The sequence below is a fragment of the Gluconacetobacter sp. genome (genome assembly GCF_047721585.1).
GTDB lineage: Bacteria > Pseudomonadota > Alphaproteobacteria > Acetobacterales > Acetobacteraceae > Gluconacetobacter > Gluconacetobacter dulcium.
This window is the reverse complement of sequence record NZ_JBDNXE010000001.1, coordinates 17,030-29,093: the sequence shown is the minus strand read 5'-3', so window position 1 is coordinate 29,093 and position 12,064 is coordinate 17,030. Positions and strand designations below refer to the sequence as shown.

Annotated in this window: 9 protein-coding genes and 1 tRNA gene; 4 read left to right on the top strand and 6 right to left on the bottom strand. The window is 68.2% G+C overall.

The window, feature by feature from the left end:
- Window positions 1–183 precede the first annotated feature (183 nt).
- Window positions 184–684 carry a 30S ribosomal protein S9 gene (gene rpsI, locus ABF821_RS00130; protein WP_114725672.1) on the bottom strand — a complete coding sequence of 167 codons (501 nt, stop codon included), beginning with the start codon at window positions 682–684 and terminating at the stop codon, window positions 184–186.
- Window positions 685–688: 4 nt separating this feature from the next.
- Entirely contained in the window at window positions 689–1,171 is a 483-nt protein-coding gene (gene rplM, locus ABF821_RS00125) for a 50S ribosomal protein L13 (RefSeq protein ID WP_114725670.1), read from the bottom strand.
- A 217-nt stretch (window positions 1,172–1,388) separates the two neighbouring features.
- Between rplM and ABF821_RS00120 the strand changes: the two genes are divergently transcribed.
- Together ABF821_RS00120 and ABF821_RS00115 are read left to right on the top strand one after the other, a co-directional pair.
- Window positions 1,389–2,732, top strand: coding sequence for a hypothetical protein (locus ABF821_RS00120; protein WP_183008387.1), 1,344 nt, complete (start codon window positions 1,389–1,391; stop codon window positions 2,730–2,732).
- Window positions 2,729–3,601: an SDR family oxidoreductase gene (locus ABF821_RS00115; RefSeq protein ID WP_415528599.1), complete on the top strand. Its 873-nt coding sequence runs from the start codon at window positions 2,729–2,731 to the stop codon at window positions 3,599–3,601. Before ABF821_RS00120 ends, ABF821_RS00115 begins: the two co-directional genes overlap by 4 nt.
- 18 nt (window positions 3,602–3,619) lie before the next feature.
- On the opposite strand, the gene ABF821_RS00110 is transcribed toward ABF821_RS00115, so the two are convergent.
- The 3 genes from ABF821_RS00110 to ABF821_RS00100 all read right to left on the bottom strand — a co-directional run bounded on the left by ABF821_RS00110 (window position 3,620) and on the right by ABF821_RS00100 (window position 7,833).
- Window positions 3,620–6,256, bottom strand: a complete 2,637-nt coding sequence (locus tag ABF821_RS00110; RefSeq protein ID WP_415528598.1) for a hypothetical protein — start codon at window positions 6,254–6,256, stop codon at window positions 3,620–3,622.
- Between the two features lie 235 nt (window positions 6,257–6,491).
- Window positions 6,492–6,567: transfer RNA gene (locus ABF821_RS00105), tRNA-His, on the bottom strand.
- Window positions 6,568–6,660: 93 nt separating this feature from the next.
- Window positions 6,661–7,833 carry an aminotransferase gene (locus ABF821_RS00100; protein ID WP_415528597.1) on the bottom strand — a complete coding sequence of 391 codons (1,173 nt, stop codon included), beginning with the start codon at window positions 7,831–7,833 and terminating at the stop codon, window positions 6,661–6,663.
- 200 nt (window positions 7,834–8,033) lie between these two features.
- Here ABF821_RS00100 and ABF821_RS00095 point away from each other — a divergent pair, with 200 nt between their 5' ends.
- A complete protein-coding gene (locus ABF821_RS00095; RefSeq protein ID WP_114725662.1) occupies window positions 8,034–8,372 on the top strand; it encodes a P-II family nitrogen regulator in 339 nt (112 codons plus the stop codon).
- Window positions 8,373–8,517: 145 nt separating this feature from the next.
- A complete protein-coding gene (glnA, locus tag ABF821_RS00090) occupies window positions 8,518–9,978 on the top strand; it encodes a type I glutamate--ammonia ligase (RefSeq protein WP_183008383.1) in 1,461 nt (486 codons plus the stop codon).
- A 134-nt stretch (window positions 9,979–10,112) separates the two neighbouring features.
- Here glnA and ABF821_RS00085 read toward each other — a convergent pair whose 3' ends face one another.
- The gene (locus ABF821_RS00085) at window positions 10,113–11,963 is read right to left on the bottom strand and encodes a chloride channel protein (RefSeq protein WP_415528596.1); all 1,851 of its coding nucleotides are present in this window, start codon (window positions 11,961–11,963) and stop codon (window positions 10,113–10,115) included.
- Window positions 11,964–12,064 lie beyond the last annotated feature (101 nt).

Here is a 12,064-nt window from a genome sequence, read left to right as displayed (position 1 = left end):
GCCACATGGCGCGCGACGTCCAGCGAAAGGCGCGTGGAGCCGGGATGCGCGAGACAGGGTGCTGCGCGGGCAGCGGCGTGATCGCCAAAAAAAACGGGGGATACCCGGCCGCATGGGCCGGATATCCCCCGTTTGATGTCCGCGCCGGCCGGGCGCTGTGTGCGCCCTGGCCGGATGGAGCAATCAGCGCTTGCTGAACTGGAAGGAACGGCGGGCCTTGGCGCGGCCGTACTTCTTGCGCTCGACAACGCGCGAGTCGCGGGTCAGGAAGCCGGCGGCCTTCAGGATGCCGCGCAGCGTGGGCTCGTAATGCGTCAGCGCGCGGCTGATGCCGTGACGGACCGCGCCGGCCTGGCCGGACAGACCGCCGCCCGTGACCGTGCAGTAGACATCGAACTGGTTGTAGCGGTCGGCCACCAGGAACGGCTGGGTGATCAGCATCCGCAGCACCGGACGGGCGAAGTAGGTGCCCACCGGACGGCCGTTGACCGTGATGTCGCCCTTGCCCGGCTTGATCCAGACGCGGGCAACCGCGTCCTTGCGGCGGCCGGTGGCGTAGGAACGGCCCTGCGCGTCGCGCTTGGCTTCGTAGACCGGGGCATCCTGCGTGGAGACGACCTGGCCGGTTGCGACGGCATCCTTCAGGTCGGCCAGCGTGCCTGTACGCTCTTGGGTTTCAGACATTCTATCAGGCCCCGACCTTCTGGGTGTTGATGGTGTTCTTGCGGTTCAGCGCCGCGACATCGAGCGTCGTGGGCTGCTGGCCGGCGTGCGGATGCTCGGTACCCGCATAGACATACAGGTGCTTCATCTGCGCGCGCTGAAGCGGGCCGCGGGTGATCATGCGCTCGACCGCCTTCTTGACCACATGGCCGGGGTTCTTGCCCTCCAGCCGCTGGGTGATCGTGCGCTGCTTGATGCCGCCCGGATAGCCCGTGTGGTAATGGAACAGCTTCTGGCCGACCTTGTTGCCGGTGAGGCTGATCTTCTCGGCGTTGATCACGACGATGTTGTCGCCGCAATCGACATGCGGAGTGAACTGCGGCTTGTGCTTGCCGCGCAGGCGCTGCGCGATGATGGCGGCGAGACGTCCCAGAACGAGGCCTTCGGCGTCGATCAGGATCCAGTCTCGCGTCACCTCTGCGGGCTTCAGCGAGAGGGTGGTCTTCATCTGTTTGTGTTCCGTCTGATGGATAGGGAGCGGTAACGGGTGGCGCGTTATCCGCGCACGCGGCCACTCCGTCAAGACAAAAACGGGTTTTGCGCCGATTTTTCGGGCAACTAGCGATGCGGTATCCCCATACCACATCCTGGGCTCCATCGGGAGATTGCCCATCCGCATGGGAATGTTATAGCTGTCATACCGGCCATAGACGGGTGCCCCATACGTGAAAAAACTGACTTCCGCCCTTGTTCTGCTACTGATCATCGTGATCGTGGGAGGGCTGGGCCTGCGGCATCTCGCCCAGAGCCGAATGGAATCCGCCATTGCCGACCTGCGGGCGGCGATCGGCTCCGGCGCCAGCTTTACCTATGCCACCGCCTCGCCGCGCATTCTCGCCCGTGGCGCGCGGCTGACGGCGGTGACGTATCGCAACCCCGGACTGACGCTGACGGCCTCCGAGGCCATCGTGGGCCGCGTGACCGGAAACGCGGTCGATGGCCAGCATATCGGCGCGCTGACGCTGCGCAACGTCCAGATCATGGAGCCGGGGGCCACGGCCTCGATCGCGTCGCTGGTGCTGAAGGGGCTGGTGCTGCCCAATAGCGGGCCGGACCTGTTCCGTACCCCTACCCCGCCGCGCCTGGACTCGATGGTGCTGGATTCGGCGCAGGTGAAGGACCTGCATGTGGCGGTGCCGGGCGGGCAGACCGACCTGACGATCGCCAATGCCACCCTCCGCGATTACGGGCTGGGCCGGACCTCGCACCTGGATATCGAGACGCTTGCCGTGCAGATCCGCCTCGCGCCGTCGCGCCGCATCGGCATCGGCCACCTGCGCATCGACGGGCCGGATTTTGCCGGCCAGCTCGCCAGCCTGCTGCAATCGGGGCACCTGATCCATACGGTCGGCCGCCGCCGGTTCGACATCTCGGCCCTGACCATCGACACCGCCAGCCCGCTGCTGCGCGTGGGGCATCTGGAAGCCGAGCAGGAAGCCACCACCAGCCAGGACGAGCTTGAGACCACCATCACCGACCTGACCGCCTGGCCCAGCCCGCCGCAGGACCAGTCGCTGCTGCGGATGATCGGCTACGACCATTTCGCCGGCCGCATCCATGCCGTCAGCACCCTCCAGCGCCAGAGCGGGACCATGACCCTGCATCCGCTGGATATCGACGCCCCGGACATGGGCCATATGACCATCCTGGCCGATCTGGACCAGATTCCGGTCGATGACCTGGCCAACCTGCCCGAGACCGCGCGCATCGTCTCCGCCACCATCGACTGGCAGGACCATTCGCTGGCCGACCATGTGCTGGACGGGCTGGCCCGCGCCCGGCAGGTGGCGCCCGATGCCTACCGCCAGCAGATCCAGACCGCGCTGGCGGAGACGCCCGACCCGTCGATGCAGGCGCTGGGCCATTTCCTGGCCCGGCCGGACCAGCGGCTGCGCGTGATGCTGCGGCCGCCCCGGCCGATCAGCGTGCTGATGCTGGGCGTGGCGCTGTCGATGGCCGGCGACCCCGCCACGGCGGGCATGCTGGGCCTGTCGATCAGCCTCCCGTGACGCTTCCCCCGCCCCCTGGCGGGCCTGTGCATGTGATCGGTGCCTCCGGCCGGTCGGGGGTGGCCCTGTGCCGGGCGCTGCTGGAGCAGGGGACGCCCTTTGTCCCCGTGGTGCGCGATGCCGCCCGCTGGCGGGCGACCGGCCTGCCGGGCGAACCCGCGATCGCGGACCTGACGGGGCCGGCGGACGGGTTGCGCCGGGCGCTGGCGGGCGCGGCACGGGTGGCCAGCACCGCGCATGCGCGGCATGTGCCCGCCCTGCTGGCGGCGATGCCCGCCGGGGCCGCGCTGGTGTGTCTGGGCAGCACCCGCAAATTCACCCGCTGGCCCGACGTGCACGGCAACGGCGTGCTGGCCGGCGAGGCGGCGCTGATGGCGTCGGGCCGCGACGGGGTTATTTTGCACCCCACCATGATCTATGGCGCGCAGGGCGAGAACAATGTGCGCCGGCTGGCGGCGCTGCTGCGCCGGTTGCCGGTGACGCCGCTGCCCGGCGGCGGGCACGCGCTGGTGCAGCCGATCCATCAGGACGACGTGACGCGCAGCATGCTGGCGGCGCTGGGCCGGGCATGGGACGGGCCGCATGCGCTGGTGATCGCGGGGGGGACCGCGCTCTCCTACCGGGATTTCGCCGCCATGGTGGCGCGGCATGCGGGCCTGCGGCCGCGCCCCGTGCTGCCGGTGCCGGCGGCGGCGATGATGGCGGCCGCGTGGGCGACCCGCGTGCTGCCGGGCCTGCCGCCGGTGGGGACCGCCGAAATCCGGCGTCTGCTGGAAGACAAGGCGTTCGACACGGGGCCGATGGCACGGGATCTGGGCGTGGTGCCGATCGGCCTGGAGGACGGGCTGGGGCGGCTGTTCGGGCGCTGACCGTCGGCGGAGCCCGCCCTACAGGGCCTTGCGCAAGGTCAGCGTGATCGTGCGGCCCAGCGGGTCCATGAAGGCGGGCGCGTAGCCTGCCGGGGTCGCGCCCGTGCCGTTGCGCACGCGCATGCGGGTGTTGAACAGGTTCACCATCGCCAGCGAAAGGCGCAGATTGTGCGCCCATGGTGCGCGGCTGCCCCTGGGGGTGCGGCCGAGATCGACGAACATCGTTGCGTCCAGCGTTTTCAGGTCCCCGAAGAACAGGCTGCTGGCGGCGCTGGAGGCGAGGGCCGATGTGCCGGATTGCCATTTCCCCACCAGACGGACGCCGAAGCCCTGGTCGTAGAGGCCCGCCTGGATCGTGGCCTCGTGGCGCGGCTGCCCGCCCGCAGCGCCGATCGTGCCGCCGTTGAGGAGGTCGAGCGCGGGCAGGCCGGGCCGGAGCAGGATATCGTCCTTCAGGCGCCAGACCTGGGTTGCGATCAGATAGATCCGGCCGCCGTCGGTCTTTCCATCGGTCTTGCCGTTGGTCTTTGCGCCCTTCCGGCTTTTCGTGCCCGATGGAAACGGGCGCGAATAGACGAAGGTGGCGTTCCATTCGTTGCGCGTCTCGCGCGCTATGTTGACCGGCCGCAGGTCGACGATTTCCAGCACCCCGGCCTGATCGCGGCGATACAGGTCGGGGAAGGCATTTTCGATGGCGGCGGTCGCGGTGGGCAGGGACTGGACGCCGTTGTCGGTGCGGGCGCGGACATAGTTTACGTGCAGGCGCGCGTCGCTCAGGAAGGGCGGGTTGACGATGGCGCCGAGGCTGAGTTCCCGACGCCGCGTCGCCGCCAGATCCGGATTGCCGCCGGTGAGCGTCGTGACCTGGACGGACTGGCCCCGGACGTAATCGTAGGTCGTGACGTTGGGCGTCTGGATGGTGGGCGAGACGCGCTGCGCGGCCGTGGGGGCGTCGCGCCGCGTGGTGTAGGAGAACGGAAACTGCACCCAGTCGACGGGCGACCATGTCAGGCCGCCGCCGACCGCGCCCAGCGTGCCGAAATGCGAGACGCGGCTGACCGAGCCGTTGACGTTGGCGCCCAGCTTGCCCGCGGCCGGAAGAAAATCCTCGCCGAATATCGGAATGTTGCCATTGAGGTGGAGATTGCCGACATCGCGCCGGATGTCGCCGCGTTCGGTCCTGCCGCCGATATGCGACGTGGCGTTCTGGGCGGCGAGGGTGCCTGTCAGGCCGACACTGACGAAGAGATCGCCCGCCGGAAGGTGGGTCACCGTGCCGGACAGCAGGACGCTGAGCCTGCCCGTACTGCTGACCGACCGGCCGCTATTGCGTGTGCGTACTCCCAGATAGCGGCCCGGAAAGCGGACATAGGGGTCGAGCCCGTCATCGCCCGCGTCGAGCAGGCCCTGCACCGTAGAAAGATCGAGGCCGGTTTCGGTGCGGGTGACGGTCACGCCGTGATCGTAGCTGGCGTTGGCGTTCCATTTCCATGTGCCGAACCGGCCGTTGGCATTCAGCCCCGCATGGCCGGAATCGGTGCGGGCGCGCTGATGCAGGGGCGAGACCTCGGTGAAGTCCCGGTACAGCCGGGTGTCGGTTGCGAACGGCGAGAACGGATTGTCGGCGGGCAGGTCGAGAATGCCGCGCGCCGGGCCTTGCAGGCTCTCCTGATCCTGATGGGTGTAGGTCAGGTTCAGCGCGACGGAGACCTCGTCGAACAGGCGGTCGGCCAGAACGCCGTTGAGCGTGCCGACATGTTTGCGGGGCTGGAGCGTATAGGCCGATGAATCGGTGCTGGAGCGGGGCATGTCGGCGTAGGGCAGGAAGTCGGCCAGGGCCGGGCTTTCTGCCTCGGCCAGCGTGGGGACGCCCGCGACGGTGACCGGCCGGCCCGCGAGCGCGTCGAGCCCCGGATCGAGGCTGCCGCCATCCGCCGCGACGAGATTGCCCACATTGTCGTACCGTCCGCCGGCCCGTGGCGGCACGACGCCGCGCGCGCTGTCCCGCAGCCAGGCGTTCGCGCCGTAGCGGGCGCTGAGAGCGATGCGCCGGTCGCCGTTCAGATGCGTGAAGCTGAGGGAGGGCGCGATGGTCCGCGCGCCGTCATCGGTGGACTGGCCGGCCGCGAGATTGATGCGCCCCGCATGAAAGCGCCGGACGGTGACGATGTTCACCACGCGCTGGTCCGCCGAGTAGCCGTAGCGCAGGGCCTCTTCCTCGGTGAAGATATCGACGCGCGCGACGGCTTCGAACGGCAGGTCCTGGAGTTCCTGATTGCCGGATATACGCTGCCCGTTGAGCAGGACGACCGGGGGATTGGTGCCGGTTCCGCGCCCCGAGCGCGTTTCGGGCGCGATGGCGGTGAGCAGGTCGGACACCGTGTCCACCCCGTAGGCGCGCACTTCCTCCGGGCCGATCCGGGTGATCGGCTTGTCGTCGCCCAGCACCGCGCCCGCGCTGCGTCTGCCCGTGACGGTGATGGCCTCGGCGGCGCGATCCGCCGGGGGTAGGGAGGAGACGGTCAGGGGGGCGGCGGCCGGGTTGCCGCCGGTCTGGGCGATCGCCTGCCGGGTGGCGACGGTGCCGGCCCAGGCTGCGGCCATGATCCACACGGAAACGACGCCGCGCGGCGACGGCTTTGTGCGGCGTCGCACCTGAAATGCCATTCCTTCCAGCAGGGGCTGTCGAGCGGCGGACGGGCGGCCGCATTTGGCCCTGTCATACCGAATCGCGGTGTAACGCGAAAGCGGGTGCCAGGCGCGGGATGATGCGCCTGTGGGACCGGAGCGTTATTTCAGGGATGGCGCGGCCGGCGGCCCCTGGGGCCGCCTGGGCAGGAACCCGTGATGCCGATATGTCATCAGGGTTTGTCAGATTGATCTGACCCGCTGGGGCGAACGACGGGGCTCGAACCCGCGACCACCGGTACCACAAACCGGCGCTCTACCAGCTGAGCTACGTCCGCCACAGCGGGCTGTCATGTAGAGAACTGATTCCCGCCCGTCAATCGCCCAGGCCGCATGAGGGCAAAAAAACGCCTGCCCTGCCCCCGCCCGCGCTATGCGCCGAGCAGATCTGGCAGTCCGGCGCGCAGGCGGGCCACGGCCTCGGCCAGAACCTCTTCGCGCTTGCAGAAGGCGAATCGTACCAGGTGGCCCGGTGCGTCTTCGGTGCTGTAGAAGGCCGAGACCGGAATCGCGGTGACGCGGCAGCGTTCGGTCATGGCGCGGCAGAAGGCCACGTCGTCGCCCGCGAAGCCGGTGGGGCGGATGTCGGCCACCACGAAATAGCTGCCGTCGCAGGGCAGGATGTCGAACCCCACGCCGCGCAGGCCCTCGGACAGCAAATCGCGCTTTGCCCGCATGTCGGACGCCAGGGTGGCGAAATAATCCGTTTCCTTGTCCAGCCCCATCGCCACCGCCCGTTGCAGGTTGGGCGCGGTGGTGAAGGTGAGCAACTGGTGCGCCTTGGCCACGCAGCCCGCGAGGGTGGCCGGGGCCGTGATGTAGCCGACCTTCCACCCGGTCAGCGAGAAGCTCTTGCCCGCGCTGCCGATGCGCAGGCAGCGTTCGCGCATGTCCGGCAGCGTCATCAGCGGGATGTGGCGCGCGCCGAAGGTGAGGTGTTCGTACACCTCGTCGCAGATGGCGTAGGCATCGTGGCGGGCGACCAGATCGGCGATCACGGCCAGTTCGTCCCGGTTGAAGACCTTGCCCGTCGGGTTCATCGGCGAATTGAGCAGGATGGCCTTGGTGCGGGGGCCGAACGCGGCTTCAAGCTCCGCGCGGGGGAGCGACCAGTGGGGCGGGGTGAGCCGGACCGGGCGGGGAATCGCGCCCAGGGCGCGGATCATGGGCACGTAGGTGTCGTAGAGCGGTTCCAGCACCACCACTTCGTCGCCCGGATCGAGCAGCGCCATCAGCGAGGCGGCCAGGGCCTCGGTGGCGCCGGAGGTGACGATGACCTCGCGCGCCGGGTCGATCGCCAGATCGTAGAACCGGGCGTTCGCGCGGGCCACGGCCTCGCGCAGTTCGGGCACGCCGGTCAGGGGCGGATACTGGTTGCGGCCGTCGCGCAGGGCGGCGGCGGCGGCCTCGATCAGGTCCGCCGGGCCTTCGGTGTCGGGGAAGCCCTGGCCGAGATTGATCGCGTCATGACGCACGGCCAGGGCGGACATCACGGTGAAGATGGTCGTCGGCAGGCCCGACAGCAGGCTGTTCAACGGTTTCATGATCGCTCTTTCCCGGCTGCGGGCACCCTTGCGGCCGCGCGCGTGCAGATGTGCGGAAAATCCCGGCATTTTGCAATCCGCTCCGATTGCTTGCGGGCGCGACCCGTGCCACGGTATCGGGGGCGGTCGGCCGGGCCGGTCGGCCCAGGCACAGCGCGGTCCCGGCCCCCGGCACCGCCCCAGGATGTGGCGACGCGGGCATGAAGAAGATCGAGGCCATCATCAAGCCGTTCAAGCTGGACGAAGTGAAGGACGCGCTGCACGAAATCGGCCTGATGGGCATTACGGTGACCGAGGCCAAGGGGTTCGGTCGCCAGAAAGGCCATACCGAACTGTATCGCGGCGCCGAATACATCGTGGATTTCCTGCCCAAGGTGAAGCTTGAGATCGTCTGCGCCGACGACATGGTCGATCGCGCGGTCGAGACGATCGTCGCGGCCGCGCGCACCGGGCGCATCGGCGACGGCAAGATCTTCATCATGCCGGTGGAGGATGTGATCCGCATCCGCACCGGGGAAAGGGGCCATGAGGCCATCTGACCCCTGACCCATGCCCTTTTTCCGCCCCGCACGGGACTGCCGGGCATGGCGGAGCCCCAGTCATCCTATCGACAACGGGGCGCTAGTTTCGTAACCGTTCCACTGCCGTGTCATACGGCACCTTCAGTTCAAGGCAGGTATATCGATGGCGAAGAAAGCCCAGAGTTCAGCTCCGACCACCCTTCCGTCCCCTTCCGCTGAGGCTATCGCCAAGGTCTTCAGCCTGATCCAGGAACATTCCGTGGAGCTGGTGGACCTGCGCTTCACCGATCCGCGCGGCAAGTGGCACCATACCTGCCAGCATGTCTCGACCATCGAACACGATACGTTCCGCGACGGCTTCATGTTCGACGGCTCGTCGATCGGCGGCTGGAAGGCCATCAACGAAAGCGACATGGTCCTGCTGCCGGACCCCACCACCGCCGTGATGGACCCGTTCTCGGCCAAGCCGCAGCTGATCCTGATCTGCGACATCATCGAGCCCTCGACCGGCCGGTTCTATAACCGCGACCCGCGCTCGACCGCCAAGCTGGCCGAAGCCTATCTGAAGTCCACCGGCCTGGGCGACACCGCCTTCTTCGGCCCGGAAGCCGAGTTCTTCATCTTCGACAACGTCAAGTTCGGCACCGGCCCGAATTTCGGCCTCTATCAGCTCGACAGCATCGAAGGCCCCGGCGCGTCGCTGAAGGATTATCCGGAAGGCAACATGGGCCATCGCCCCGGCCTGAAGGGCGGCTACTTCCCCGTGCCGCCGGTGGACAGCGAGAGCGACCTGCGCGCCGAGATGCTGACCACGATGGGCGAGATGGGCCTGCCGATCGAGAAGCACCACCACGAGGTCGCGCAGTCGCAGCATGAACTGGGCACGAAGTTCAGCACGCTGGTCGAATCCGCCGACTTCATGCAGATCTACAAATACTGCGTGCACAACGTCGCGCATTCCTACGGCAAGACCGCGACCTTCATGCCGAAGCCGATCTATGGCGACAACGGCTCGGGCATGCATGTGCATCAGTCGATCTGGAAGGGCGGCAAGCCCGTCTTCGCCGGCAACGGCTATGCCGACCTGTCGGACCAGGCGCTGTACTACATCGGCGGCATCATCAAGCACGCCAAGGCGCTGAACGCCTTCACCAACCCCTCGACCAACTCCTACAAGCGTCTGATTCCGGGCTTCGAGGCGCCGGTGCTGCTGGCGTACTCGGCCGCCAACCGGTCGGCTTCGTGCCGTATCCCCTACGCGACCAGCCCCAAGGCGAAGCGCGTCGAAGTGCGGTTCCCCGACCCGACCGCCAACCCCTATCTGGCCTTCGCCGCCATGCTGATGGCCGGCCTGGACGGCATCAAGAACAAGATCCACCCCGGCGACGCCATGGACAAGGATCTGTACGACCTGCCGCCCGAGGAACTGAAGCAGATCCCGACCGTCTGCGGGTCGCTGCGCGAGGCGCTGGGCGCGCTGGCCGCCGACCACGAATTCCTGCTGGCCGGTGGCGTGTTCACCAAGGACCAGATCGAGAGCTACATCGAACTGAAGTGGCAGGAAGTCTACAAGTTCGAACATACGCCGCATCCGGTCGAGTTCGAGATGTACTACTCCGTCTGATTCCGGTTTTGCGGGATTGATGGTAAAGGGCGCCGGGTCCGTGAGGGTCCGGCGTTCTTTTTTGAAAAAAAGAACCAAAAAACTTCCGATTTGTTCGGGCGTTTTTTGCTTGGGCGTTTTGTGGCTCCGGGCCGCTATGCGGGCGGGCCTTTTTCTCCCGCCAGTTCCCTGCGGGAACGGTCCAGTTCCTCGCTGTAGCGGCGCAGGGCGTGCTGCTCGGTCAGCATGCCGCGCACCTGCCGGCCTTCCACGCTGTCGACCACCACCAGCGCGTCGCTTTCGGCCTGTTCGAAACGGGCGATGGCGTCGCGCAGGTTCATCTGCGGCACCAGCATCTGGTCGCGATACTGGGCGAAGCGGGCAACGGTTTCGTCGGGCAGCGCGGTGTCCACATACAGATCGGGCACCAGCACCAGTCCGACATAGCGGCCGGCCTGGTCGACCAGCACGATGCGATGCGCCGACCCCAGCGGGAAGACGCACCGCGCGGCCTTGACCGTCGTATCCTGGCACAGGGTTTTGACATCCTGGCGCATCATCCTGCCGACCGTCAGGGTACGGATCCAGCCGACATCGACGGCCGAGCGGATCGATTCCCCGCGCAGGTGGAAGCGCCAGGTGGCGAAGGAATAGCCGAACGTGCGGCGGACGGTGAGGCTGGCGATGACCGAGGCGACCAGAACGGCGACGGTCAGGGGCAGGCTGCCCGTCATTTCCAATGCGAGGAAGACCATGGTCATCGGGGCGCCGACCACCGCGACGGCCATCGCGCTCATGCCCACCAGGGCGCAGAGTTCGGCCGAAAGGGGGGTGGCGGAGAGCAGGGCGAGCCCGCCGCCGAAGGCCGCGCCGGTGAGGACGCCCAGATAGAGCGAAGCGAAGAACAGGCCGCCCCGGAAGCCGGCGCCGATGGAGACCGAGGAAGCCAGCGCCTTCATGGCCAGCAGCGCCAGCAGCCAGCCGGTGGGGTAATCATGCTCCAGCGCGACGCGCATCGCCCAGTGGCCGGAGGACATGACCGTGGGCGAGACCAGCGCCAGCAGGCCGACCACCAGCCCGCCGATGGCGGGGCGCATCCAGGCCGGCAGGCGGGAACGGCGGAACAGGGCCTCGGCCAGCGTGACGCAATACATCAACCCGACGCCCAGCAGGGCGGCGACGATGCCCAGCGTGGCGATGGGCAGGTAGTCGTCCATCCGCAGGGTGGGCGGCAGGACGACCGTGACGCCGGGGGCGGCGCTGTGCAGCAGGTGGGCCACCCCGATGGCGCAGACCGAGGCCGCCGCGACCGGGGCCAGGTTGGCCAGCGAGTAGGTGCCGATGACCAGTTCGAACGCATAGAACGAGCCGGCCAGCGGCGCGTCGAACGCCGACCCGATGGCGCCCGCCGCGCCGCAGCCGACCAGCAGGCGCAGGTCTTCGCGCCGGACGCGGAACATGCGGCCCAGGCGCGAGCCGGTGGCGGCGCCGATCTGGGTGAAGCCGGCCTCCAGCCCCACCGAGGCGCCGACGGCGTTGGAAAGGACCGTCTGGAAGGCGACGATCGCGCTGTCGCGCATCGACATGCGGCCGCCATGCAGGGCGTTGGCCTCGATGGGGTCCACGGGACGGCCGGGCGCCCAGCGGGTGATGAAGATCCCCAGCAGGCCGAAGACCAGGCCGCCCAATGTAGGCACCAGGACCGCGCGCAGGGGGATGATGGCGGCCAGCCCGGAAATGCGGCCCTCGCCGGGGGCGGCGAACAGAATCCGGTGGGCCAGCAGGGTGGCGTGGTTCATGACGCTGACCAGGACACCGGCGCCAGCGCCGACGCAGGCGGCGAGCACCACCAGCCATAATTCGTCCGCCCGGACCAGGGCGCGCAGCAGGCGCGGAACGTAGGCGACCCGGTCATCGCGCACGCTGTCCTCTGCCCCGTCCGGGGGCAGGAATGCGCCGCGATGGCGGCGCAGATGATTCAGCAGGCCGAGAGTGGAGGACGGCACGGCAGGTCACTTTCGCGCGGCGGCCGGCGGATGATGTGCGGCACCGGGTCGCCCGTAGCGACTATTTGAAGTGATGTGCCTGTCGGATCAACCGGAATTCG

What these genes read in the sequence shown, in the direction of transcription:
- ABF821_RS00100 (WP_415528597.1), bottom strand. Translation starts at nt 7,833, where the DNA reads ATGAAACCGTTGAACAGCCTGCTGTCGGGCCTGCCGACGACCATCTTC.
- rplM (WP_114725670.1), bottom strand. Translation starts at nt 1,171, where the DNA reads ATGAAGACCACCCTCTCGCTGAAGCCCGCAGAGGTGACGCGAGACTGG.
- rpsI (WP_114725672.1), bottom strand. Translation starts at nt 684, where the DNA reads ATGTCTGAAACCCAAGAGCGTACAGGCACGCTGGCCGACCTGAAGGAT.
- glnA (WP_183008383.1), top strand. Translation starts at nt 8,518, where the DNA reads ATGGCGAAGAAAGCCCAGAGTTCAGCTCCGACCACCCTTCCGTCCCCT.
- ABF821_RS00095 (WP_114725662.1), top strand. Translation starts at nt 8,034, where the DNA reads ATGAAGAAGATCGAGGCCATCATCAAGCCGTTCAAGCTGGACGAAGTG.